Origin of the sequence: Streptosporangium sp. OZ121 (assembly GCF_051918885.1) — a bacterium.
GTDB lineage: Bacteria > Actinomycetota > Actinomycetes > Streptosporangiales > Streptosporangiaceae > Streptosporangium.
The window spans coordinates 280,898-305,463 of the sequence record NZ_JBPXMC010000006.1 but is presented as its reverse complement, the minus strand read 5'-3'; the positions used below and the strand labels follow the sequence as shown (position 1 = coordinate 305,463).

Here is a 24,566-nt window from a genome sequence, read left to right as displayed (position 1 = left end):
ACGCCGGAGTACATATCACATGGGGTGGAGCGCTCCAGGTTTTGTTGGACGTCCTAGTATTTGCCCATGAGCTACCCTCTCTACGCACTGCCCGAGGAGCACGAGATGCTCCGCGAGACGGTCCGGGCCCTCGCCGACGAGAAAATCGCCCCTCGCGCCGCCGAGGCCGACGAGAAGGCGGAGTTTCCGGCGGACAGCTACAAGGCGCTCGTCGCGGCGGACCTGCACGCCGTGCACATCCCCGAGGAGTACGGCGGCGCCGGAGCCGACGCCCTCGCGGCGGTGATCGTCATCGAGGAGGTGGCGCGGGCCTGCGCCTCGTCCTCGCTGATCCCCGCCGTCAACAAGCTCGGCACCGTTCCGCTGCTGCTCTCGGCCTCCGAGGAGCTCAAGCAGCGCTATCTCACACCGGTCGCGCGGGGCGACGCGATGTTCTCGTACGCCCTCTCGGAGGCCGAGGCGGGCAGCGACGCCGCCGCCATGAAGACCCGCGCGGTCCTCGACGGCGACCACTACGTGCTCGACGGCGCCAAGATGTGGATCACCAACGCCGGGGTGTCGGAGTACTACACGGTGATGGCCGTCACCGAGCCGGGCGCCGGGGCGAGGGGCATCTCCGCGTTCGTCGTGGAGAAGGGCGACGAGGGCGTCAGCTTCGGGGCCAAGGAGCGCAAGCTCGGCATCAAGGGCTCCCCGACCCGCCAGGTCATCCTGGAGAACGTGCGGATTCCCGCGTCCCGGATGATCGGCGAGCCCGGCACCGGTTTCAAGACCGCCCTGGCCACCCTGGACCACACCCGCATCACCATCGCCGCCCAGGCGCTCGGCATCGCCCAGGGCGCGCTGGACTACGCGATCGGCTACGTCAAGGAGCGCAAGCAGTTCGGCAAGGCCGTCGCCGAGTTCCAGGGCGTCCAGTTCATGGTCGCCGACATGGCCATGAAGCTGGAGGCCGCCCGCCAGCTCACCTACGCCGCCGCGGCCAGGTCCGAGCTGGCCATGCACGGCGAGCCGCAGAAGGACCTCACCTTCCTCTCCAGCGCCGCCAAGTGCGCCGCCTCCGACGCCGCCATGGAGATCACCACCGACGCCGTCCAGCTCCTGGGCGGGTACGGCTACACCAGCGACTACCCGGTCGAGCGCATGATGCGCGACGCGAAGATCACCCAGATCTACGAGGGGACGAACCAGATCCAGCGCATGGTGATGGCGCGGCAGCTCCTGAAGTAGGTCGTCGACCAGCGGAAACCCGGTCCGGATCACGCCCGCGGGCCGGGTTTCGCATGTGGTGGGTGGATCTTGGAGGAGGCTCTGTTCCGTCCCTGTTCCGCGAGAGCCTCACACGCTGCGGACGAGGACGGTCGTGATCTGTACAGGGACGTTCGTGGATGCCACGATCACGCCCCCTGGACGACGAACTTTCCCGGCCCTCGGCCGAGGAGATCGCCGGCTTCACGACGTGGCAGCCGACATCTACCTTGGATTCCGGCACCGGGGATTCCCGGTCGGTGGTCGTCGCCCGCGGGCAGGATCTCCTCGTGACGATTCAGGTGTCGGTGTGCGGCCCGCGCGACTGTACGGGTGAGGACGCGTCCAACGCCCGCGAGGTCGGCAGGCTCCTGGCGGAGCGCGGTGCGGTGGTGATCTGTGGTGGCTACGGCGGGGTCATGGCCGCCGTGGCGGCCGGTGCCCGGTCGGCGGGCGGGACGGTGGTCGGCATCCTGTCCCGGGCGGACAGGGAGGAGGCCAATCCGGATCTCTCCATCGTGCTCCCGACAGGTGTCGGGGAGGCGCGGAACACCGTCATCGTCAACTCGGGTGATGCCGTGATCGTCGTGGGCGGGTCGTGGGGCACCCTCTCCGAGCTGGCGTTCGCGATGCGGTACGGCCGTGTGCCCGTGGTCCAGCTGGGCGGCTGGCGGATCCTCGACCACGAGGGGCATCCGGTCTCCGGCGTCAGGCACGTCTCGTCCCCGCAGGAGGCGCTGGCGGCTACCGGGCTCTGGCCTGACCACTGACCTCTCCGATCGGGATCCGAACGACGACGGGGCAAGGGGTCGTCGACTGTCGGAGGCGGGGGTGGCCGGGTCATGATTTGGGTTTTTCCCTGTTCGGCCGCTGTTTCGTCAAAAGGCGAACTCCTGAGCGGGGCCGGATGCGGTCCGGAATTTCTTGACGGTGCGACAGGAGTGAGCCGGAAAGGGGAAACGGCCCCTCGGCCGGCAGGTGAGCGGCAGGCCCAGCGCTCATGCGGATCTGACCGCCGACGTCCCGCCTCGCATTACGAGAAAGCCACGATGCCAAATCTTCCGGGTCACGGAGACGGCCTTTCCTGTTTCCGGTGCATCCAAGTGGATGAGCGATGCCGCAAAAGGGAGGCTTCATGCGTGGAGAAGCACCATTAGTGGCGACCGGAGTGATCGGGCTGGCGTTACTCGCCCTGGTTTCCGGTTGTGTCACGCCGCCGGCCCCGTCCTCCGCCACTGCCACGGCGGCGACCACACCCGTCGCGGCCGGCACGGCGCCACCGGTCGTGTTGGGAGGCGGGCGGGCGAGCTTCGAACCTCCCGCCGGGTGGACCTGGAGACGCTGCCGGTACCAATCCGCCGATTGTGTCCAGTTGGACCATCCCAGTCGGACCGAATACAACGGACCGATCATGGTCGACATCAGCACTCCGATAGAAGGCATGCCGAGCGACCTCTACCTCACGCGGAAACCTCCTGACCTGCCCGAGGAGATGCGCATGTCATGGCGGCAGACGAGGATCGATGGTCTGCCTGCGCTCAGATTCGAAGACACCGGCGGCATCGACGGCAGCATCTCGGTCTACGGCTACACCCGCGCCGGTGACAGGGTGAGTCTGAGCTGCTTCCTGCGCGAGTATGACGCGATAACCCGGCAGGCCTGTGACCATGTGGCCGCCACCCTCAAGATCAACGATTGACCACGGATGTTCGAGGGTCCCGCCAGGTGCGTCGTGGGGGATGTCTCGAAGGTCGCCGGGCCGAAAGCGAGCACGGCGATCGGCGCCCCCCACATGTGTGAGGTGAGCCCCGGGAACGGGCCCGATCAGGTCACCGGGCAAGGCGAGCGCCGGGAACGGGCCCGGTGGAGTGCACGGGCATACTGGAGACGTGCCACGACGTGATCCACGGTCCCGAGTCCGTTCCGCGCCCGACACCTCGTGCCCGTGCGGGCTGCCCGCGCTGTACGGGGACTGCTGCGGGCGGTCGCACCGGGGCGAGGCGTCCGCGACGACGGCCGAGGCGCTGATGCGGTCGCGGTTCAGTGCCTTCAGCGTCGGTGACGGCGAGTACCTCCTGCGCAGCTGGCATCCGTCGACGCGTCCACCGGTCGTCGAGCTCGACCGCTCGGTCCGGTGGACACGCCTGGAGGTGCTGGAGACGACCGGCGGCAGTTCCTTCCACACCGAGGGCACCGTCCGCTTCCGCGCCCACTACGTCGAGGGCGGTAAGGAAGGCCACATGGAGGAGCACAGCCGCTTCGCCCGGCACGCGGGCGACTGGGTGTACGTCGGGGCGCTCTAGGAACCGCCGTTCATCGGAGTGCTCCGGGAAACGCGTTTCATCACGTCGGGGCGTTCTGGGGGACTTCGGTGCACCACATCGTGGCCACGGTGGTTACGCGAGGCTGTGTCAGGCCTCCGGACATAACCGGTCTCCTCGCCACTTTCAACGTATAGCGGACAGGGGGGCTTGCGGCAAGACCCCGGTGGCGGTCCAGAATTCGGGGCCGTGAGCCGGACGGGCACACGGCGGACGGGGATGGACGCGTGTGCGGGCTCACGTCGACCATGCCCGGCCGACCGTGGCCGCGGCTGCCGTGGGAGGGGGAGTTTCGATGCGTGTTCTGCTGTCGACGATCGGGTCGCGCGGTGACGTCCAGCCGGTGGTGGCGCTGGCGGTGCGGTTGAGGGAGCTCGGCGAGGAGGTCCGGGTGTGCGCGCCCCCCGACTTCCGCGACTGGATCGGCGGTCTCGGGATCTCGTTCACCCCCCTCGGCCCCGAACTGCGCTCGACCGGGAAGGCCGACCCGGCGGCGGCCCCGCCCTCGCCCGAGCAGCGGCGCCGGATGGTGGAGGCCTCGATCGCCGGCCAGTTCGAGACGCTGTCGGCGGCGGCCGAGGGCTGCGACGCCATCCTGGCGGGCGGATACCTGGTGGTGGCCGCCCGCTCGGTGGCCGAGCGGATGGGGGTTCGCTACGTCTTCGCCGGCTACTGCCCGGTGGCCCTGCCCTCCCCGCACCACGCGCCGCCGCCCCTGCCGATGCCGGGAGCCGTACCGGCGGACGGCACGGCCGGCAACCGCGCGCTCTGGGAGCAGGACGCACAACGCTGGAACGGCGTCTTCGGCGCCGCTCTCGACTCCCATCGGGCCTCTGTCGGCCTGGCCCCGGTCGACGACGTGCGAGGCCACCTGTTCACCGACCGGCCCTGGCTGGCCGCCGACCCGACGCTGGGACCCTGGCCCGAGCCGGATGACCCGGATGTGGTCCAGACGGGCGCCTGGATCCTGCCGGACGAGCGTCCGCTCTCCGCGGAGCTGGAGGCCTTCCTCGACGCCGGTGAGCCACCCGTCTATTTCGGCTTCGGCAGCATCCGCGCGCCACAGGACCTCGGCAAGACGATGGTCGAGACGGCCCGCGCGCTCGGTCGCCGCGCGATCGTGCTCCGGGGGTGGGCCGACCTGGCGCCGCCGGCCGGCGAACCCGACTGCCTGTCCATCGGGGAGGTGAACCAGCAGCTGCTCTTCCGGCGGGTCGCCGCGGTCGTGCACCACGGCGGCGCGGGCACCACCACCGCGGCCGCGCGAGCCGGGGCGCCCCAGGTCGTCATCCCCCAGCAGTTCGACCAGCACTACTGGGCGCGGCGGATCGACGACCTCGGAGCCGGGACCGCGCACGCGCCCGGCGCGCCGACCACCGGCTCGCTGACCGAGGCTCTCGGTCACGCTCTACAGCCGGACGTGGCGGCCCGTGCCCGATCCCTCGCCGGCGCGGTGCGCACCGACGGCGCGGACGTCGCCGCGCGGCTGCTGGTGGCCGTGGACGCGCACGGCTCGTCCTGAGAAAGGTTCCGGGAGGTTCTCCGGGTGGATGCCGACCCGGCGGAAGCCCGGAGACCCGGCCAGGAAGTGTGCTTCCTTGCCGGGTCGGGCCGTGCCTCCGCGGGCGGAAGACCCCCGCCTGCCGCCCGCGGAGGCACGGCCGTGCTCGAAACGCGCCTGGCTGACGCGCCGCCGTGCTCGAAGACGTACCGGGCACGGCGCCTAGCTGTAGACGCCGAACTCCCAGAGCGAGTAGCCGTACGCCGTGCCGCGCTGGGTGAGGTTCACCCGGACGTACCTGGCCGACGCGTTGAGGTCGACGGAGTCGAAACCGCCGTCGCCGGTCGTGGTCGAGTGGACGGTGGTCCAGGTCGAGCCGTTGGTCGAGGTCTGGATCTGGTACGCCCTGCCGTACGCGCCCTCCCAGCCGAGCTGGACGTGCCTGATCGCGGTGGTCGCGCCGAGGTCGACCTGGATCCACTGCGGGTCGGCCCACTCGCTGGCCCACCGGGAGGTGAAGCTGCCGTCGGTGGCCCGGTTCGCGGTGAACGGGCCGCCGTCGCCGGTCGCCTGGTAGGAGGAGGCGGTGGTCGGCTTGCCGAGTGCCACGTTGGTCCCGGCGACCGTCGGCGGGACGACGCGGAACGACCGCTGCTCGATGCCCGCGTTGCCGTGCCCGTCGAAGGCGTACACGTACACCTTCCACACGCCCATCTGCTCCGGCGCGGTCACCGTGAACCTGCCGGGGCCGGTCTGGGTGAACCTGACGTTGTCGAAGCCGCGGTTGCCGTTGATGTGCTTGCTGCCGAACATCAGGTTGTAGCGGATCAGGTCGCTGTTCGGGTCGGTCGCGGCGACCTCGACGGTGAAGGTCTTCCCGGCCTGGACGGCGGTCTGCGAGCCGACCGTCATCGAGGTGATCTCCGGAGGGGTGTTCGCCGAGGGCTGCCCGGTGTAGGCCGCCTTTAGCGCGTGGTAGCCGTGCCTGCGCCAGCCGCCGGTGGTGGTGTTGAGCCACACCCCGCCGAAGTCGTTCTCCAGGCCGTAGTGGAACTCGGTCGCGCCGAGCGCGACGCCGGGGTGGCCCTTGATCGCGTTCCAGCTGGCGGTGTACTGGTCCCGCTTCTGCAGGTCGGTCGGCTCGTCGGGGACGCCGTTGACGTCGTTGGGCACCTCCCACTCGCCGTCGGGCCCGGCCTCGGTGACGATGTACGGCTTGGTGTACCCGCCGCTGATCCAGTCCGGCTTGACGGTGTGGATGGCGCCGTAGGAGTTGACCGCGAGCAGGTCGAGGGCGGGGGAGTGGGCCTTGTAGTAGGTCCAGGCGTGGGTGTAGGCGTCGGTGGAGGTGACCGGGTGGTTGGGGTCGGCGGCGTGGATCGCCTGCGCCACCTCGTTGACGAACTTCGCGTACGCCACCCGCCGCTGCTCGACCACGTCGGCCGGCAGGCCGTGGTCCTGCATGGTGAGGATGACCTCGTTGCCGACGTCCCACATGAGCACGCCCTGGCGGCCCTTGAGGGCGTTCACCCTGGCGACGATCTCGTTCTTCACGCTGTTCTTGTACGCGGTGTCGTTGACGTAGTCGGCGCCCTGGTTGAGCCAGTGCCCGACGATGACCTTGATGCCCTGCTGCGCGGCCCTGTCGAGCAGCGCCGGGGTGTGGGTGTCGTCGACGCCCCAGGTGCGGATCGTGTTGATGCCCATCGCCTTGAGGTCGCGCATGTAGCCGTCGGCCGCGGCCTGCGGCGGGCCGTAGGTCAGGCCCTTGACCAGGTACGGGGCGCCGTTCACCTGGAGCTGCCAGTTGCCCTGCGAACCGGTCACCCTGACCGTGCTCGGCCCGGCCGGGGTCGCCGGGTCGGTCATCGCGGTGGGGACGGTGCCGGCCTGCCTGGCGACCGAGATCCGGTCCACGCTGAGCACGCCGCCGGAGGTGGTGGCGGCGGTCGGCGTCGTGGTTCCCGCGAGCGCGTTGGGCAGCGAGCCGCCGATGGCGAGGTCGAGGCGGAGGTAGAAGCCGTGGTGCAGGGCCGCCCGCCACGCGGTGACGCCGACCTGGCTCTGGCGCACGACCCAGGTCTGCCTGCCGTCGAGGTAGAAGCGGATCTCCTCGTCGGTCTTGGTGCGGTCGATGACCTGCGTGTACTCGTGGTAGCCGGTCTGGCAGCCGTCGCAGGTGGCGAAACCGCTGGTGCGGCCGTTGTACTCGTTGCACACGCCCTCGGGCGCGGTGCCGCAGTGCAGGGTGTTGGCCAGCTGGTCGCGGCCGTTGACGCCGGTCATGATGTCGGTCTCGCCGACGGACGGCCAGTTGTTGTAGTTGCCACGGTAGGCGGCGCCGGTCGCGCGGAAGCCGGGCCAGTAGCCCAGGGCGTTCGCGACGTCGGGCTGCTTGAGCCGGGCGCTGAACCTGAGCAGCTCGCCCGGCTGCGGCGCGAAGTCGGTGCGCTGGGTCTCGATCCGGCCGGAGGTCCAGTTGCCCGCGCCGTCCTTGATCGCCTTGATGTTCAGGTTGCCGGTGCCGTCGAGGTGGACGTTGGCCGTCGAGGCGCTCATGGTCTCGACCTCGCCGGTGCCCCAGTTCGCGGCGCCGCCGGGGTAGGAGGTGCCGGTGCGCAGGATCCAGTCGGCGGCCGAGGGGGAGGTGCCGGCCGCTCCGTTGAAGTCGTCCTTCCACACCTCGGTCCAGGTGCCGGGCTCCTCAGGTTCCTGGGAGCCGCCCGTACTGCCGTAGACCTGGAACTCCCACAGCGAGTAGCCGTAGCCGGTGCCCCGGGCGGTGCCGTGCATCCGCACGTACCGGCCCGACCCTGTCACGTCCAGGGTCTGGGTGCCGCCGGTGCCGGTGGTGGTGGAGTAGACGTCGGTCCAGGAGGAGCCGTCGGCCGACGTCTGGATCTTGAAGGCCCTGCCGTACGCGGCCTCCCAGGTCAGCACCACCCGGCTGATCGTGGCCGTCTCGCCGAGGTCGACCTGGAGCCACTGCGGGTCGCTGAACGCGCTGGCCCAGCGGGTGCCCGTCAGGTTCCCGTCGACCGCCAGCGACGCGGCGTAGCCGGCGCCCTCGGACGACGAGGCCGTCGCTGTCTTGCCCTGCGACAGCAGGCCGTCGGCCGCCGCCGCGGGGCCGGTGAATGCCAGCCCGGAAAGGACCAGTGCCGCCAGAGCGGCGATGACCAGGCCCAACCGGAAGCGGCCCGAACTACGAGCTGGATACACGATCTCTCCTCGAAAGGGGGATGCCCGCCAGGGGACGGCGAGGGGGGAGAGCGCTCTCCGTAACCGAGGGTGCTCCCGGGGGTCGAGCGGTGTCAAGGCCCTTCTTCTCGCGAGATCGAAACGCGCTGCTCACGCACCCGAAACTTCACCCCAATGGACATATCCCTTCAAAGCCCACCTTCCCGCACGTCCGTCGAGGCGTACGCGGAGAGAAGGCGGGCGCGTCCCTGTGTCGGTGACGTGAACGGCGGGTTTCGGATTGGGTTGGCTGTCGTCTTGACAATTCGCAACAGGGAGGATCAACCTCGTAGGAGAGCGCTCTCCCTGTGCCGTTCCCAACGGCCACCCCCCACTGAAGGAGAGGCAATGCGCCCATCCCGAAGTCCAGTCAGGTTCCGCCTGGGACTGGTCGCCGCCACCCTCACCGCGCTGGTCGCGGCCGGTCTGGCGATCACCTCCCCCGCCGGCGCGGCGGACGGCCTGATCTCCCAGAGCCGGCCCGCGACCGCCTCCTCCTCGGAAGGGGGCGGTTACGGCGCCGGAGCCGCCTTCGACGGCGACAACGGGACCCGGTGGTCCAGCGCCGCCGCCGACCCGCAGTGGCTCCAGGTCGACCTGGGCGCCACCGCGACGATCTCCCAGGTCGTCCTCAGCTGGGAGGGCGCGTACGGCAGGTCGTTCAAGATCCAGACCTCGGCCGACGGCTCCTCCTGGACCGACGTCTACTCCACCACCACCGGCACCGGCGGCACCCAGACCCTCAACGTGTCGGGCTCGGGCCGGTACGTGCGGATGCACGGCACCGCCCGGGGCACCGGCTACGGCTACTCGCTGTGGGAGTTCAAGGTGTACGGCACCGGCGGCTCCCCGGTCACCCCGAGGCCGAAGCCGACGTTCACCGACGAGGTGACGCACCACGAGTTCCAGGCCAACTGCTCCCCGACGGCGAACCGGCCCGACGACCCGATCATCTACCCCGGCCTGCCCGGCGCCTCGCACATGCACACCTTCGTCGGCAACAGGACGACCAACGCGAACAGCACGCAGTCGTCACTCCTCGGTGGCGCCACCTCGTGCACCAACCCGCACGACAGGTCGGCCTACTGGTTCCCGAGCTTCTACAAGGGCACCCAGCTGATCGAGCCGACCGGCAACCAGGTCATCTACTACAAGTCCGGCATTCTCAACTACTGGGAGGTGCAGCCCTTCCCGCAGGGCCTGCGCTTCGTCGTCGGCAGCCCGACCGCGACGCTGGCCGAGTTCCGCGACTCCCCGGGCGCCGTCGAAGGCTTCGAGTGCGGCGACATCTCCAAGAGCTGGGACATCCCGACGTCCTGCGTGGCGGGCAGCCAGGTGAACGTCCGCTACCAGGCGCCGAGCTGCTGGGACGGCGTCAACCTCGACAGCGCCAACCACAAGAGCCACATGTCCTACCCGGCCGGCGGTTACTGCCCGCCCAGCCACCCGGTGGCGGTGCCGATGCTGGAGTTCAAGATCGCCTTCCCCGCCAGCGGTGACCTGTCGCAGGCGCGATTGGCCAGCGGGCGCGGTTACACCTGGCACTACGACTTCTTCAACGCCTGGGACGACCCCGCCATCCTCGACGCCCTGGTGACCCACTGCATCAACGGTGGCCTCCAGTGCAACCCGCGCGGCTACGACCTGTACAAGCCGCACCGCGGCGCCGCCCTCACGGAGAACTTCGAGCTTCCCTGACCCTCCCTGACCCTCCTCGACCGCATGTGCCCGGCTCCGGCCTCGGGTGCCCCGGACTCCGGCACCCGCGGGCCGGGGCCGGGCACGTGCTTTTCCCGGCCATCTTTTCCGGCAAGGACCCTGCCGGCAGGGGCTCTCACGACAGGGGCTTCCTCGGCAGGGCCTTTCCCGGCGCGGGCCCCGGCGTGTCCGCTGCCGGACATTGACAGCGCGGGACCGCCGTGACGTACTGGAGAGCGCTCTCCGACAGCGAAGGGAAACACACGTGGGCATCGACGAGCTCGACCGGCTGGTGGAGAAGCTGGACCTGGAACGCAAGGTGCGGCTGCTCACCGGGGCGACCGTGTGGTCCACCCACGCGGAGCCCGGCATCGGGCTGCGGGCCATGGTCACCTCCGACGGCCCGGTCGGCGTGCGCGGGGAGGGGTGGGACGAGCGGAGCACCTCCCTGACCCTGCCCTCCGCGACCGCACTGGCCGCCACCTGGGACGACGACCTGGTGGAACTGCTGGGCGGCCTGCTCGCCGGCGAGGCGCGGCGCAAGGGCGTGGACGTCCTGCTCGCCCCGACGCTCAACCTGCACCGCTCGCCGCTCGGCGGGCGCCACTTCGAGTGCTACTCCGAGGACCCCCTGCTGACCGGCAGGATCGGCGCCGCCTGCGTCCGGGGCGTCCAGGCAGGCGGTGTGGCGGCCACCGCCAAGCACTACGTCGCCAACGACTCCGAGACCGAACGGCTCACCCTCGACGCCCGCGTCGACGAGCAGACCCTGCGCGAGCTGTACCTGGCGCCGTTCGAGGCCGCGGTGGAGGCGGGCGTCTGGGTCGTCATGTCCGCCTACAACGGGGTGAACGGGACCACGATGTCGGAGAGCCCTCTCCTGGCCGACCCGCTCAAGGGGGCGTGGGGGTTCGACGGGGTGGTCGTGTCGGACTGGGGCGGCGTCCGCTCCACCGGTCCCGCCGCCCGCGCCGCGCAGGACCTCGCGATGCCGGGGCCGGAGGGCACCTGGGGGGAGGCGCTGGTCGCCGCGGTGCGCGCGGGCGAGGTGCCGGAGGCCGCGATCGACGACAAGGTCCGGCGCCTGCTCCGGCTGGCCTCCCGGGTCGGCGCGCTGGACCTCGACGCCGATGCCGCCGACGCCCCGCCCGCCCTCCCCGGCCCCGCCGAACGGGAGGACGCCGGCGAGCAGGGAGGGTACGGGGCCGCCCGCACGCTGTTGCGCCGGGCCGTCGCCGCGAGCACCGTCCTCCTGCGCAACGAGGACTCGCTGCTCCCCCTGGACCCCGCGCGGCTGCGCAGGGTCGCCGTGCTCGGGCCGAACGCCGCCGCCGCCCGGATCCAGGGAGGCGGCAGCGCGGGCGTGTACCCCGTGTCCGTCGTGTCCCCCCTCGACGGCATCCGCGAGGCGCTGTCCGGTACGGCGGAGGTGCTCCACCGCCCCGGCCCGCACCTCGACGACCGGCCGACCCCGCTGGGCACGGACAACGCCCGCGACCCCCTGACCGGCGAACCCGGCGTCCTGGTCCGGCTGCTGGACGGCACCGGAGCCGAGATCCACGCCGAGCACCGGCTGACCGGCCGCATCCTGGAACCCGCGCGGATCGACGCCGCCGCCACCGTCGAGATCCGCGCCCTGCTGAGCCCGGAGGTGGACGGACTGTGGGAGCTGGCCGTCGCCGGATGGGGGCACGTCCTGCTGGAGGCGGACGGCCACGTCCTGGTCGACGAGGAGGTGGAACGCGACACCGACGACCCCGCCACCGTGCACCTGTCCCCGCCGTACCGGCGCGCCCGGTTCCCCGTGACGGCGGGCCGGGACGTGGAACTCGTCTCCCGGCGGCGGCTCGACCCCGGCAGCGGGATCGCCTCGGTCCTGGCCGCGGACCCACCCCGGCGCGCCGACGAGGTGGAGCTGGCCGCCGCGGTCGAGCTCGCCCGCACCTGCGACGCCGTCGTCGTCGTGGTCGGCTCCACGGAGGAGATCGAGAACGAGGGCGCCGACCGCGCCCACCTGAACCTGCCGGGACGCCAGGACGAGCTGGTCCGGGCAGTGGCCGCGGCCAACCCGGCGACCGTCGTGGTCGTCAACTCCGGCGGCCCGATGGTCCTGCCGTGGCGCGAGGAGGTGCCGGCCGTGCTCCTGAGCTGGTTCCCGGGGCAGGAGGCGGGGCACGGCCTCGCCGACGTCCTGTTCGGCCGGGCAGAACCCGGTGGCCGGCTGCCCACGACCTGGGCCGGCAGGGCGCTCGTCTCCACCGTCCCCGAGGACGGGACGCTCGCCTACACCGAGGGTCTCGACATCGGCTACCGCGCCTGGCTGCGGCGGCCCGAGCCGCCGGCGTACTGGTTCGGGCACGGCCTCGGATACACGTCCTGGTCCTACGAGGACGTCTCCGTGCCCTGGGACGTCTCCCCGGAGAGCCCGCTGCCCGTCCGGGTACGGCTGCGCAACACCGGCGAGCGCGCCGGTCGCGAGGTCGTCCAGGTCTACCTGTCCCGGCCGGAGACGGGCGTGACCCGTCCCGCGCGCTGGCTGGCCGGCTACGCCCTCGCCGACGCGGGGCCGGGCGAGGTCGTCGAGGTCACGGTGGACGTCCCGGCGCGGGCCTTCCGGCACTGGTCGGCCGAGCACCACGCCTGGCGGGCCGAGGAGGGCGCCTTCACGGTGCTCGCCGGACGCTCGGCCGCCGACCTGCCGCTGAGCGCCGAGGTGCTCCTCGGCACGGAGCCGCCGACCTCGGGAGAGTCCTCGGGAGAGCGCTCTCTCGCTGTGCTATAAAAGCCCTATGAGCGAAGGCCTACCGCGAGTGTCGGCGCCCCCGACCTTGGAGGATGTGGCGCGGGCGGCGGGAGTCTCCCGTGCCACGGTCTCGCGCGTGATCAACGGGATCCGCAATGTGGATCTCGCGATCCAGGAGAAGGTCAAGCAGGCGATCGCCCTCACCGGCTACGTGCCCAACCAGGCCGCGCGCTCCCTGGTCACCCGGCGTACGGGGACGATCGCCCTGATCGTCTCCGGGGCGGGCAGCAGCGAGGATGGCCCGTTTCCCGGCCACGTCTTCGCCGATCCGTTCTTCGGGCGCGTGGCCGGAGGTGTCGTCGGGTTCCTGCGCCCGCTGGGCATCTATCCGATCCTGATGTTCGCCGACACCCCGGAGACCCGCGACCAGGTCATCAGCTACCTGCGCCGGGGCAACGTCGACGGGGCCATCCTGGTCTCCATCAGCGCCGAGGACACGTTGCCCAAGCTGCTCGCCGACGCCTCGCTGCCCGCGGTCCTCTTCGCCAGACCGGCCAGGCCGATCCCGATCAGCTACGTGGACGTCGGGCACCGGGCAGGGGGCAAGCTGGCCGCCGACCATCTCGTCGCCCGGGGCTGTCGCAGGCTGGCGACCATCTCCGGCCCGCTCGACGTCCCGGCCGGCCAGGACCGCCTGGCGGGCTTCCAGGAGGCGATGGCCGTGCACGGCCATCCCTACATCCCCTGCGCCGAGGGCAACTTCACCCTCCACAGCGGCGAGGTGGCGATGGAACGGCTGCTCGCCGAGCATCCCGACATCGACGGCGTCTTCGCGGCCAACGACCTGATGGCCCAGGGGGCCCTGCTGGTGCTGCGCCAGCACGGGCGCAGCGTGCCCGGCGACGTGGCCATGGTGGGTTTCGACGACAGCAGCGCGGCGCTGGCCTGCCGCCCGCCGCTCACCACCGTCCGCCACCCCGTCGAGGACATGGCGGCCGAGATGGGACGGCTGCTGCTGACCCACATCGAGCATCCGGATCATCCGGTGACCTCGAGAATCTTCGAACCGACGCTGGTGATCAGGGAGTCCGCCTGATCCGGGCGGGCCGGTCGGTGTGGCCGCTTCGCGGGGTGCGGGCCGGACGCCTAGCGGTCGGCGAAGGGGATGGTCGCCTGGACGTGCGGGGCGACCTCCGAGCAGTCCGGCGGGGGGCCCATCGCCGCCGTGCGGGAGATCACGGTGAAGGACGCGTCGAGGTTGGTCAGCTTCAGAAGCTTCAGGACGACCGGTGGGGCTCCGGCCAGGAGCAGAGGCGTGTCGTGCTCGCGTGCGTACCGTTTGACGGCGATCAGCGCGCTCAGACCGCACGCGTCGATGAAGGTGACACCGGCCAGGTCGATGATGACCGTGCCGGGGCGGGCGTCGATGACGTCCTGGGTGAAGGCCGACAGGTCCGGCCTGGTGGCGAGGTCGAGCTCGCCGGCCACCGTGATGACCACGAAGCCGTTCGCGTGCTCGCTCGTGAGTTGAAGTGCGTTCATCGCCCACTTCCCTGCAGGCTCACGTGAATGTACGTATCCGGCCAGGGGGTGTCGCTCGGACGCCTGGCCTCAGATCGTCGCCTCCCCGGTCGCGTCGTGCGGGCGCGGAGGGGGTGGACCATCTGAAGCCACGATACTCCCTAACGGTGCGAATCATCGCTTTCCGTGATCGTATAGCTTCGAAGCGAAGTGTAGATGCCAACCTGCATATGTGCCAGCTATTCGAGGAAACAGCTTTGTGACCCCGCCCCCGCATGGGTGTGGAGGTGCGGTAAAGCCGGTCCCCGAATGACGGGAGAGAGGCGTGAGCCGGCTGGGAAAGCCGGCCCGACCTGGGAGGGGTCAGCCCGGGGAGTGGCTCGGTGCCATGGCGTCGAGCGCCTCGCGCAGGCTGTCCCGCGTCTCGAAGTGCCGGTCGAGATTGGTGATCGTCAACAGGTGGGTGATCATGCCGGGGCTCACCACAAGCATGAGGCGGCCGTGGGCCTCCTTGAGACGGGTGAGCGTGCCCACGAGGACCCCCAATCCCACCGAGTCGCAGAACGGCACCCCCGTCAGGTCCATCACCAGGTTCGGGGTGCCCGCCTCGCGCAGGACGTGGTCGATTTCCGCGCGCAACCGGGGAGCCACGGCCATGTCGAGCTCGCCCGTCGCCTGCACGACCACACAGGTGCCACTGCGCCATGTCTGAACATCGAATGTTGAGATCACGATCATCACCTCCGTGCCTTTCCAGCTGCCCTGACAGAAGGTTGTTATGCACTTAGCTCACTTTTTGCAGATGTTGTCCGTTGCTGTTCTTGCTGTCGGAGTCGCGGCGGGGGTGGCGCTCGGGGCGGGCGAGGCGGCCGCCTCCTTCACGGTGACCTTCTTCGCCGGGGCGTGTTTCCGGCCGACGACCACCTCGATCTTGTCGCCCAGGCTCTCCAGCGGGCGCAGTTCCGCCCCGGGCAGCGCGGCGGCGACCGTGCGTGCGGAATCCTCGCGGCCGGGGCCGTAGCGGATGACGGTCTTCTCGAAGTCCTTCTGCGGGGTGTTGCCCGGGATCTCGGGCACCAGGAAGCCGACTCTCTGCAGGTCGGCCTTGGTCTGCGCGCCCAGACCGGTGATCGTGGTGCCGTTGAGCACCCTGAGGGCGATCCGCGAGGGCGCGACGGTCAGCGCGGGAGCCGAGGGGGAGGCCGCAGGGGTGGGCGTGGACCTGCCGGGTTTGGCGGGCTTGACCAGCGTCTCGTCGGCGGCGATCCTGCGGAACAGTTCCTTGGCCGCCTCCTTGTCCCAGAGCACGGCGGACTCGCCGGTCGGCGTCTTGTAGTCGACGTCCGCGAGCGGGACCGTGGCGAAGGCCACGTCGTCGGTGGAGACGTCCTTGAGCTGGTCGGCCAGGCCGAGCAGGTCCCCGCGCAGCGCGTCGTCCACCCGGATCGTGTCGAGCGTGGTGTCGACGAACGAGGCGAGCCTGACCGGGTTGGTCAGCGTCTCGCCGCTGAGCGCCTGGTTCAGCAGCGCGGAGATCACCTGCTGCTGGCGGTCGATGCGGTCGAGGTCGGAGCGGGCGGTGGCGCGGGTGCGGGCGTAGGAGAGTGCCTTGACGCCGTCGAAGGAGTAGGTGCCCGGCTGCAGGTCGAGCGCGGTCTTCGGGTCGTTGATCGGGACCGGGGTGCAGACCGAGATGCCGCCGAGGGCGTCGACCACCTCGATGAAGCCCAGCACGTTGACCTCGACGTAGTGGTGCAGGGTCAGGCCCGTGGCGGCCTGCACCGTGCGTGTCGCGAGCTTCGGGCCGCCGAGCTGGTAGGCGGCGTTGATCTTGTGCATGCCCTTGCCGGGGACCGTCGTCCAGGTGTCGCGGGGGAGGCTGACCACGGTGACCTTGCTGTGGTCCTCCGACACGTGGATCACCATCATGGTGTCGGTGCGCTCGCCGGTCTCGCGGCCCAGCTTGAGCTGGTTCTGCTGCTTGCGGGTGAGGTCGTCGCGCTTGTCGACGCCGACCACCAGGATGTTCATGGCGCCGGTGCTCGACCGCGAGCCGGGGACCCCCGCGTCGACCGCCTCGATCTTCGTCGTGGCGTAGTTGGTCAGCGCCCAGGTCACCCCGGAGCTGCCCAGAACCAGGCACGAGAGCGCGCCGGCGATCACGAGACCGCGCCGCCGGGTGCGGGCACCCCTCGCCGACCTGCGATCACGCCTCGGGTTCACCCGAACGCTGCCGTAGGCGTCGCCGCCTACGTGCACACCCGAATCCTCCTCCGGGTCGCGCATGCATGGCCCCCTAGGCTCCAGCTGGGTCGATGAGGTACCCGTTCGTACAGTAGCGTGAGCGACGCCATGAAGCAGTTCCCCGACTCGCCCGCGCCGGCGTCGTCTTCCGAGACACGTGTCTGGCCCCCCATCTCCATCGTCATCCCGGTGCTGAACGAGGAGCGCCATCTGCGGGAGGCGGTGCGTCAGGTGCTCTCGCAGCGGTACGCGGGACCGATCGAGGTCGTTCTCGCGATCGGCCCCTCTCGCGACCGTACCCAGGAGGTCGCCGACGAAATCGCCGCCGACGACCCCCGCGTGGTCGTCGTGCCCAATCCGACCGGCCGCACCCCCAACGCGCTCAACGCCGCCATCGCCGCGTCCGGCAACGCGATCATCGCCAGGGTGGACGGCCACGCGATGCTCCCCGACGACTACCTCCAGGTCGCGGTGGAGACCCTCGAGGAGACCGGCGCCGACAACGTGGGCGGCGTCATGGCGGCCGAGGGCGTCACGCCGTTCGAGCAGGCGGTGGCCCGCGCGATGACGTCCAAGATCGGTGTCGGCGGCGCCCGGTTCCACACCGGCGGCACCGCGGGCCCGGCCGACACGGTCTACCTCGGCGTGTTCCGCCGCTCCGCGCTGGAGCGGGTCGGCGGCTACGACGAGCACTTCCAGCGGGCCCAGGACTGGGAGATGAACCACCGTATCCGCGAGACGGGCGGCCTGGTCTGGTTCCAGCCCCGGATGCGCGTCTCCTACCGGCCCAGGCCCGACCTCAAGGCGCTCGCCAAGCAGTACTTCCACTACGGCCGCTGGCGCAGGGTGGTCGCCCGCACCCACGAGGGCACGATCAACCTGCGCTACCTGGCACCGCCCCTGGCCGTGCTGGCCATCCTCGCGGGCCTGGTGGTCTCCCCGTTCTTCTGGCCGGGACTGCTGATCCCGGGCGGCTACCTGGCGGCGATCCTGGCCGGTTCCGCGGTCACCGGCAGCGGCCTGCCCGCCTCGGCGCTCGTCCGGTTGCCGCTGGTCTACGTCACCATGCACATGTCGTGGGGCTGGGGCTTCCTGACGAGCCCGAGAAGGCTCGGCAAGCCCGGCCGCGCGGGCGGCTGACCCCGCGGGGGCGCGTTCCGGGAGCGTGCGCCCGCCGGGACGGGGCGGAGGGCCGCACCGGCCCGGACGGGTGCCGAGAGAGCGTGCCGGTCAGGACGCGTGCCGGTCGGGGCGGGCATCCGGGGCGGGTGCCGCTCAGGGGCGGGCGTCGACGACCTGACCGGTGACGCCGGAGGCGAGCACGTCCAGCGAGGTGCGGGCGACGGCGGACGGGGCGCGCGGGCCCGGCGGCGCCGTGGTTTCGGCCCGCCCGGGATCCACGCAGTTGACCCGCACCCCGTACCCGGCCCATTCCTCCGCGAGCGCCCGGGTCAGGCCGGCCACGGCGGCTCCCGCGAAGGAGCGCAGGCCGTCTCCCGCCGCGTCCCGGGCGCGGGAGGGGGCGTGGAACAGCAGCTGTCCCCGCGTCTCGCGGAGATGGGGGAGGGCCGCCCTGGCGACGGTGACGGGGCCCAGGTGGTTCAGGCTCACGGTCTCGGCGATCGCGGTGTCGTCCGCCGCGTCGATCCTGCCCGGGGGCGCGCCCGCCGGGCTGACCACGTAGTCGATCCCGCCCGTCTCCTTGACGATCCGGGCGAGCGCGTCGGCCACCGCCCGGAAGTCGTCGACGCGGACCACGTCCGGCGTACCGGTAGGACTCGCCGTACCGGGAGGGTTCCGCGTACCGGGAAGGCTCGCCGCACCGGGGAGGTCCCGCGTACCGGGAAGGTCATGCGCCTCGGAGGAGCCCGGTGCCGCCGAGGGGGGCGGTGACCCGGGGGAGTCCGCCGGCCGCGGGGGGCCCGGTGAACCGAGGAGGGGGAACACGCGGGCGCCGTGGTGCCCGGCCAGTTCCGCCACCTCGGCGCCGGCGCCGTCGTCCGCGCCGAAGACCACCACGGTCCTGCCCTCCAGCGCCTCGCGCAGTGCGGTGCCGGAGCGGGCGGGGACGTCGCTCGCGGCGAGCCGCAGGAGCTTGTCGGCGATGAAGAGGTCCACCGGGTGCGTGACCTTCATGTTCCGCTCGCTGCCCGGCACCACGTGGATCGGCACGTCGGGAAGGTAGCGCAGCACCACCCCGCAGTCGTCGGTGGGCGGCCGGTCGCCGAAGCCGGGATCGGCGAAGGCGCGCTCGTACGCCTCGCGGATCACCGAGAGCCGGAAGCACTGCGGGGTCTGGACGCGGCGCAGGCCGGCGCGGTCGGGGACGTCGCTGACGATCTCCCCGTGCGGCCCCTGCGAGGTCACCACGATCGTGTCGGAACTCGGGATCGCCACCTCGACCGCCGAGAAGGTCCTCAGCGCCTCGACGCAGTCGGCGATGATCCTGGGCTCCGCCAGCGGGCGTACGGCGTCGTGCAGCAGGACGAGGCACTCCCGCGTGCCCAGGGCCCGCAGCGCCCGCCAGGTGGTCTCCGGGCGGCTCGCGCCGCCCTCCAGGATCCTGCCGACCTTCGTGAAGCCGCTGCGCTCGACGATCCGCTCCACCTCGCCGGTGAAGCCGGGCGCCATCATGACCATGATCTCGTCGATCTCCGGCGACCCCTCGAACAGGGCGAGGGTGTGTTCGAGGATCGTCCTTCCGGCTATCTCCAGCAGCTGCTTGGGGGTGTCGTGGCCAACGCGCCGGCCGACGCCGCCTGCCAGGACCACACCGACGGTTCGGGGACGCGGTTCACGTTCGGCCACGATCAGATTCCTTTGACAGTTCGGATATGGCGAGCGTAACGGGTGCGTACCCGATCGTCCGGCGTGCTCCCGTGCTATCCCGTCAAGATCTAGCTACGCTGAGTGCGCACTCCCCGATTCGTACGGTGATCCCGTCGGATACGAAGGAGCCCGGATTGCCCGACCCTCACGCCATCGCCTCGTCCGACGCCTCACAGGCGGTCGCGGTCGTGCTCGCCACCACCGAGACGTCCGGCCTCCGGTGCTCCGGCGGGACCCTGCTCGACAGGCTGACCGGCCAGCTCGCCACCCTTCCCGTACGGGACGTGCACGTGGTGGCCCGTTCCAGCGACATCATCCACGCGCCCGGCGGTACCCACATGATCGGGGCCGAGGGGTCGAGGGGGCTCGCCGACGACCTGCGCAGGATCGCGAAGGTGGCCCGCTCGTCCATCGGCCCGGTGCTGGTGGTCGCCGGCGACCTGGTGGCGCACACCGAGGCGCTGGCCATGCTCGTGGAGCACCCGGCCCGCGACACCGGCGCGCTGGTGGGCGAGACGGGCCGGGCGGGCCAGGTGGGCCGGGCCCCGGGGCCGGCGCGCCCGCCGGTCAGGACCGACGGCAGGTCCGTGGTGGCCGCGGGCACCTCCTTCCACGAGTTCCACGAGGCCGGCGAGGCCAACGGCACTTTCAGGGGCGCCTTCCAGGTCGGCGTGTCCGACCTCGCGGGCTTCGCCGAGACCGCCGAGACGCTCGCCGAGCTCGCCGAGACGGGCGCCTTCGGCCCGATGGACGCCGGCGAGGCCCCCGGCCTGCTCCTGGTCGGCCTGGTCCGCTCCGGCGTCCAGGTGCGCGCGGCCAGGCTCGGCCGCCTGCACGCCGACCGGATGGCCGGGCAGGCGGACGCCGACACGGCCGTGCCCCGGCTGGCCGAGGTCGACGAGGGCGAGGCCCGGCTGGACGCCGCGGTCAAGACCAACGACGGCTTCTTCGCCACGTACGGGGTGAGCTCCTGGTCCAGGCACCTCGTGAAGTCGGTCGCCAGGCTCGGCCTGACGCCGAACGCGGTCACCGGCATCTCCGTCGGCTTCGCCGCGCTCGCCGCGATCTGGTTCTCCGTGGGCACCCGGCCCGGTCTGGTCGCCGGGGCGGTCCTGCTCTACCTGTCGTTCGTGCTCGACTGCGTCGACGGCCAGCTCGCCCGCTACACCCGGACCTTCTCGCCGCTCGGGGCGTGGCTGGACGCCACCTTCGACCGCGTCAAGGAGTACGCCGTCTACCTGGGCCTCGCCATCGGGTACGCGGCAGGGCTGGACGTCGCGGGCGGCGGCCCGGACGGCATCTGGGCGCTGGCGGTGTCCGCGATGATCCTGCAGATGCTCCGTCACACGATCGACTTCTCGTACTCGGGGGCGCGCGCCGACGCGAGCCGGGTGGGCGCGGCCTGGGCCAGGCCGGCGGGTTCGCTGGCCGACCCGGCCGGTGACGCGAGGCGGACGGCGGCGCCGCACCGGCCGGATCGGCGGGCCGCGTTCGCGGGTGCCGACGCGGGACGGACGCCGGGTGCGGGCAACGCGGTCGTGCGGCTCTCGCGGGCGATGGAGAAGGCGTCGCTCACCCGCTGGTTCAAGAAGATCATCGTGTTGCCCATCGGGGAGCGGATGGCCCTGATCGCGGTGACCGCCGCCCTCTTCAACGCCCGGGTGACCTTCGTCGCGCTGCTGGTCTGGGGCGGGATCGCCGCCCTCTACATCCTCTTCGGCCGGATGGGCAGGTCGCTCAGCCGATGACCCGGGGCGGCGGGATCCATGACCGGCGGGACGGATCTTCCGCCAGGCGAGTGGGAAAAACAGGTGCGATCATGATTTCTGTGCATATGGCGCCGGTGCCGCGGAGCGCCGTGGTCGCCTACCGGGACGACGGGGTGCTGTCGAGGGGCATGGGCGCCCTGGTGGCCGGGCAACTCCCGCCGCTGCCGCCCGCGATCGTCGGGATGTTCGTGACCGGGGTGCTGCTGCTGGTCGGGGTGGCCGGCACCGACGGGCCTGCGGTGTTCGCCCCCGCGGTGGCGCTGCTGCTGGCCGGTCTCGGAAGCTCCCACCCGCACGACGGCCGGCTCGACTGGCTGGTGCCGCCGGTCCTGCGCCTCACCGAGTACGGCTTCGTGGCCTCGGTGGGCTTCGCGCACGACGTGCCACCGTGGCTGATCTTCATGCTGCTCGGCGCGATGGCCTTCCACCACTACGACGTCGTCTACCGGCTGAGGCAGCGGGTCTACCCCCCGTCCTGGCTGGCCACGTCCGGCCTCGGCTGGGACGGCCGGATGCTGCTGATCGCCCTCGGCGGGCTCGCCGGGCAGGTCACGCTGGTGTTCGCCCTGCTCGCGCTCTACCTGTGGTGCCTTTTCTCCTGGGAGAGCGTCACCTGCTGGCTGGCCGCCCCGCGGGTCGGGGTGGACACCGGGGTGGACGCGACCGACCTCGGCGCACACGATTGAGAACGTCCGGCGAACCCCGGATTACACGATCAGGGCCCGAAGGCAACTAATCTTTGGGGCCTAGGAGTGCCCGCCGGGAGGCTCTCACCCGAATGAGGAGTGCACGTTGCTGGGAATGGTGCTGGCCGCCGGGGCCGGACGACGCCTGCGGCCGTACACGGACACGCTGCCCAAGGCGCTCGTGCCGGTCGACGGCGACACCACGATCATGGACATCTCGCTGCGCAATCTCGCGGCGGCCGATCTCCGTGACGTCGTGGTCATCGTCGGCTACCAGGCGCAGGCGGTACACGAGCGCAAGGCCGAGCTGGAACGGCGGCACGGCGTGAAGCTCACCCTCGTGCACAACGACAAGGCCGAGGAGTGGAACAACGCCTACTCCCTGTGGTGCGCGCGCGACTACTTCGACCAGGGTGTGCTCCTGGTCAACGGCGACACGGTGCACCCCGTCTCGGTGGAGGAGACGCTGCTCTCCGCGCCGGCGACCACCGACATCCTGCTCGCGGTCGACGACGTCAAGAAGCTCGCCGACGAGGAGATGAAGGTCACCCTGGACGGCGACCGCCACCTGCGGCTGATCACCAAGCTGATGGACCCGGCCGCCGCCGCCGGTGAGTACATCGGCGCCACGCTCATCCGGCCGGGCATCGGCGACCGTCTCGCCGACGCCCTCCAGGCCACCTTCGAGCGCGACCCGCAGCTCTACTACGAGGACGGTTACCAGGAGCTCGTCGCCCGCGGCGAGAAGATCGCCGTCGCTCCGATCGGTGACGTCCCGTGGGTCGAGGTAGACAACCACGACGACCTCGCCAAGGCGCGGGAGATCGCGTGCCGATACTAGCCAGGATGCTCCCGGCCCCCCTGTCCATGGAGGTGCGCCGGGGCGCTGTCGCCCAGTTGGGCTCGTTGCTGGCCGACAGCAGGGTGGCGACCTCGGGGCGGGTGGCGGTGGCCGTGGGCGCGGGCCAGGGAGACCGGATCGCCTCGGTGATCACTCCCTCGCTCGGCGAGGCCCAGGTCTTCCGGGTGCCCGACGGCTCGGTCGACGCGGCGATCTCGCTCGGTGCCGACCTGCGCAAGGGCGCGTACGAGGCGGTCGTGGGCATCGGCGGCGGCAAGACCATCGACGTGACCAAGTACGCCGCGTCGCTGGCCGGGATCCCGATGGTGGCGGTGGCCACCAACCTGTCGCACGACGGGATCTGCTCGCCGGTGGCCTCGCTCACGCACGACGGCGGCAAGGGCTCCTTCGGCGTGCCCATGCCGCTGGCCATCATGGTGGATCTCGATTTCGTACACGACGCGCCCGCCTCGCTGGTCCGGTCCGGGGTCGGCGACGTGGTCAGCAACCTCTCGGCGATCGAGGACTGGCAGCTCGGCGCGAGCGAGCGCGGGGAGCCGATCGACGGCCTGGCCTGCGCGATGTCCAGGACCTCGGCGGAGGCGGTGATCGGCAGATCCGACTCGATCGAGTCCGACGCCTTCCTCACCGTGCTGGCCGAGGCGCTCATCCTGTCGGGCATGTCGATGGTGGTCGCCGGATCCTCACGTCCTTCGAGTGGCGGAGACCATGAGATCCTGCATGCCGTGGATCAGCTCTTTCCCGGCACCTCCAACCACGGCGAGCTCGCCGGGATAGGTGCCGCATTCTGTTTCTTCCTCCGCGAGGACTCGCGGAGGCTCAACCAGGTCGTCGACTGCCTGCGCGGGCACGAGCTGCCGGTCACCCCCATCGACGTGGGGCTGTCCCCGGCCCAGTTCACCGAGGCGGTCATGCTGGCCCCGGCCACGCGCCCCGGCCGCTACACGATCCTTGAGCACCTGCGCCTGTCGGAGCCGGAGATTCACGATCGGGTGGAGGATTATGTCCGGGCCGTCGGTCGCTGAGCTCCGTGCGGTGGCCCAGCCGCACTCGACCATGGATCGCAACAGCGGCGAGCACTGGGCCGGCGCGCTCTACATGCGCAAGCTGTCGATCTACGTCACCTGGTTCCTCGCCAAGACGCCGATCACCCCCAACCAGACCACCTGGCTGATGATCCTCACCGGCCTGCTGGCCGGAGCCGTGCTCGCGCTGCCCGGACTCTGGGCGGCCGTCCTCGCGGCCCTGCTGGTCCAGCTCTACCTGCTGCTCGACTGCTCCGACGGCGAGCTGGCCCGCTGGACCGGCCGCACCTCCATCACCGGCGTCTACCTCGACCGGGTCGGCCACTACTTCGCCGAGGCGGCCATCCTCATCGGGCTGGGGTTCCGGGCGTCGGAGATCCTGCCCGACTGGTACACCGTGATCGGGTTCGCCGCCGCGCTCGGCGCCATCCTGATCAAGGCGGAGACCGACCTGGTCGACGTGGCCCGAGCCCGCTCCGGGCTGGTCGCGGCGAGCGAGGCCTCGGCCGAGCACTTCCGCTCGCGCGGGCTGGGCATGGCGCGCAGGGCGGCCGCCGCGCTGAAATTCCACCGGATCGTGCAGGCGGTCGAGCTGTCCCTCCTCATCGTGGTCGCCGCGATCTGGGACGCCCTCAACGGGGGGCTGGCGGCGACGAGGATCCTCGTGGTGGCCTGCGTGGTCGTCGCCGTGCTGCAGATGATCCTGCATCTGATCAGCATTCTGGCGTCCAGGCGGCTTTCATGAGGAACCGGATGGCGTCCGGGCGCGTCGTAAGTGCGAACACCCCGCTGTTTGGTGGGTGTTCGCCAGCGGTTCCGATACGCTTGTCCCCCGATATACCAGGAAACTCCAGCCCCGCCAGAATTCCCGACCCAGCA

19 protein-coding genes are annotated in these 24,566 nt (G+C 71.2%); 14 read left to right on the top strand and 5 right to left on the bottom strand.

Translation table 11 applies throughout. The annotated features are described in order from the left end of the window. Positions 1 to 66 precede the first annotated feature (66 nt). The 5 genes from ACTOQ1_RS15060 to ACTOQ1_RS15040 all read left to right on the top strand — a co-directional run bounded on the left by ACTOQ1_RS15060 (position 67) and on the right by ACTOQ1_RS15040 (position 5,091). Complete coding sequence (locus tag ACTOQ1_RS15060) at positions 67 to 1,230, top strand: acyl-CoA dehydrogenase family protein (RefSeq protein WP_440067539.1); 1,164 nt, start codon at positions 67 to 69, stop codon at positions 1,228 to 1,230. A gap of 158 nt (positions 1,231 to 1,388) precedes the next feature. Beyond that, on the top strand, positions 1,389 to 2,018 hold the full coding sequence (locus ACTOQ1_RS15055; protein WP_440067537.1) for a TIGR00725 family protein: 630 nt from the start codon (positions 1,389 to 1,391) through the stop codon (positions 2,016 to 2,018). A gap of 641 nt (positions 2,019 to 2,659) precedes the next feature. Then, the gene (locus ACTOQ1_RS15050; RefSeq protein ID WP_440067535.1) at positions 2,660 to 2,947 is read left to right on the top strand and encodes a hypothetical protein; all 288 of its coding nucleotides are present in this window, start codon (positions 2,660 to 2,662) and stop codon (positions 2,945 to 2,947) included. A 190-nt stretch (positions 2,948 to 3,137) separates the two neighbouring features. Then, positions 3,138 to 3,551: a YchJ family protein gene (locus tag ACTOQ1_RS15045; protein WP_440067533.1), complete on the top strand. Its 414-nt coding sequence runs from the start codon at positions 3,138 to 3,140 to the stop codon at positions 3,549 to 3,551. A gap of 313 nt (positions 3,552 to 3,864) precedes the next feature. Continuing rightward, positions 3,865 to 5,091 carry a glycosyltransferase gene (locus ACTOQ1_RS15040; protein WP_440067531.1) on the top strand — a complete coding sequence of 409 codons (1,227 nt, stop codon included), beginning with the start codon at positions 3,865 to 3,867 and terminating at the stop codon, positions 5,089 to 5,091. Positions 5,092 to 5,292: 201 nt separating this feature from the next. Here ACTOQ1_RS15040 and ACTOQ1_RS15035 read toward each other — a convergent pair whose 3' ends face one another. Continuing rightward, a complete protein-coding gene (locus ACTOQ1_RS15035) occupies positions 5,293 to 8,292 on the bottom strand; it encodes a galactose-binding domain-containing protein (RefSeq protein ID WP_440067530.1) in 3,000 nt (999 codons plus the stop codon). A 366-nt stretch (positions 8,293 to 8,658) separates the two neighbouring features. Here ACTOQ1_RS15035 and ACTOQ1_RS15030 point away from each other — a divergent pair, with 366 nt between their 5' ends. From ACTOQ1_RS15030 to ACTOQ1_RS15020, 3 genes are all read left to right on the top strand, one after another. Beyond that, on the top strand, positions 8,659 to 10,008 hold the full coding sequence (locus tag ACTOQ1_RS15030) for a DUF1996 domain-containing protein (protein ID WP_440067528.1): 1,350 nt from the start codon (positions 8,659 to 8,661) through the stop codon (positions 10,006 to 10,008). A gap of 265 nt (positions 10,009 to 10,273) precedes the next feature. Then, positions 10,274 to 12,790, top strand: coding sequence for a glycoside hydrolase family 3 C-terminal domain-containing protein (locus ACTOQ1_RS15025; protein ID WP_440067526.1), 2,517 nt, complete (start codon positions 10,274 to 10,276; stop codon positions 12,788 to 12,790). A 7-nt stretch (positions 12,791 to 12,797) separates the two neighbouring features. Further along, positions 12,798 to 13,847: a LacI family DNA-binding transcriptional regulator gene (locus tag ACTOQ1_RS15020; protein ID WP_440067525.1), complete on the top strand. Its 1,050-nt coding sequence runs from the start codon at positions 12,798 to 12,800 to the stop codon at positions 13,845 to 13,847. A gap of 50 nt (positions 13,848 to 13,897) precedes the next feature. Here the strand turns inward: ACTOQ1_RS15020 and ACTOQ1_RS15015 are convergent, their stop codons facing one another. The 3 genes from ACTOQ1_RS15015 to ACTOQ1_RS15005 all read right to left on the bottom strand — a co-directional run bounded on the left by ACTOQ1_RS15015 (position 13,898) and on the right by ACTOQ1_RS15005 (position 16,531). Next, on the bottom strand, positions 13,898 to 14,293 hold the full coding sequence (locus tag ACTOQ1_RS15015; protein WP_440067523.1) for an STAS domain-containing protein: 396 nt from the start codon (positions 14,291 to 14,293) through the stop codon (positions 13,898 to 13,900). A 342-nt stretch (positions 14,294 to 14,635) separates the two neighbouring features. Beyond that, complete coding sequence (locus ACTOQ1_RS15010) at positions 14,636 to 15,004, bottom strand: STAS domain-containing protein (protein WP_440067521.1); 369 nt, start codon at positions 15,002 to 15,004, stop codon at positions 14,636 to 14,638. 57 nt (positions 15,005 to 15,061) lie between these two features. Continuing rightward, positions 15,062 to 16,531 (bottom strand): LCP family protein, encoded by a 1,470-nt coding sequence (locus ACTOQ1_RS15005; RefSeq protein ID WP_440067519.1) that lies wholly within the window; start codon positions 16,529 to 16,531, stop codon positions 15,062 to 15,064. Between the two features lie 93 nt (positions 16,532 to 16,624). Between ACTOQ1_RS15005 and ACTOQ1_RS15000 the strand changes: the two genes are divergently transcribed. Beyond that, positions 16,625 to 17,656 carry an ExoA family glycosyltransferase gene (locus ACTOQ1_RS15000; RefSeq protein WP_440067624.1) on the top strand — a complete coding sequence of 344 codons (1,032 nt, stop codon included), beginning with the start codon at positions 16,625 to 16,627 and terminating at the stop codon, positions 17,654 to 17,656. A 135-nt stretch (positions 17,657 to 17,791) separates the two neighbouring features. Here ACTOQ1_RS15000 and ACTOQ1_RS14995 read toward each other — a convergent pair whose 3' ends face one another. Beyond that, positions 17,792 to 19,324 (bottom strand): SDR family NAD(P)-dependent oxidoreductase, encoded by a 1,533-nt coding sequence (locus tag ACTOQ1_RS14995; protein WP_440067517.1) that lies wholly within the window; start codon positions 19,322 to 19,324, stop codon positions 17,792 to 17,794. A 155-nt stretch (positions 19,325 to 19,479) separates the two neighbouring features. Between ACTOQ1_RS14995 and ACTOQ1_RS14990 the strand changes: the two genes are divergently transcribed. The 5 genes from ACTOQ1_RS14990 to ACTOQ1_RS14970 all read left to right on the top strand — a co-directional run bounded on the left by ACTOQ1_RS14990 (position 19,480) and on the right by ACTOQ1_RS14970 (position 24,432). Continuing rightward, the gene (locus tag ACTOQ1_RS14990; protein WP_440067516.1) at positions 19,480 to 21,093 is read left to right on the top strand and encodes a CDP-alcohol phosphatidyltransferase family protein; all 1,614 of its coding nucleotides are present in this window, start codon (positions 19,480 to 19,482) and stop codon (positions 21,091 to 21,093) included. 71 nt (positions 21,094 to 21,164) lie between these two features. Continuing rightward, positions 21,165 to 21,800, top strand: a complete 636-nt coding sequence (locus ACTOQ1_RS14985) for a DUF5941 domain-containing protein (RefSeq protein WP_440067514.1) — start codon at positions 21,165 to 21,167, stop codon at positions 21,798 to 21,800. A gap of 106 nt (positions 21,801 to 21,906) precedes the next feature. Then, positions 21,907 to 22,641 (top strand): phosphocholine cytidylyltransferase family protein, encoded by a 735-nt coding sequence (locus ACTOQ1_RS14980; RefSeq protein WP_362679110.1) that lies wholly within the window; start codon positions 21,907 to 21,909, stop codon positions 22,639 to 22,641. 5 nt (positions 22,642 to 22,646) lie between these two features. Continuing rightward, positions 22,647 to 23,687 carry an iron-containing alcohol dehydrogenase family protein gene (locus tag ACTOQ1_RS14975; RefSeq protein ID WP_362679113.1) on the top strand — a complete coding sequence of 347 codons (1,041 nt, stop codon included), beginning with the start codon at positions 22,647 to 22,649 and terminating at the stop codon, positions 23,685 to 23,687. Beyond that, positions 23,665 to 24,432, top strand: coding sequence for a CDP-alcohol phosphatidyltransferase family protein (locus tag ACTOQ1_RS14970; RefSeq protein ID WP_440067511.1), 768 nt, complete (start codon positions 23,665 to 23,667; stop codon positions 24,430 to 24,432). The genes ACTOQ1_RS14975 and ACTOQ1_RS14970 overlap by 23 nt, the downstream gene beginning before the upstream one ends. Positions 24,433 to 24,566: the final 134 nt, after the last annotated feature.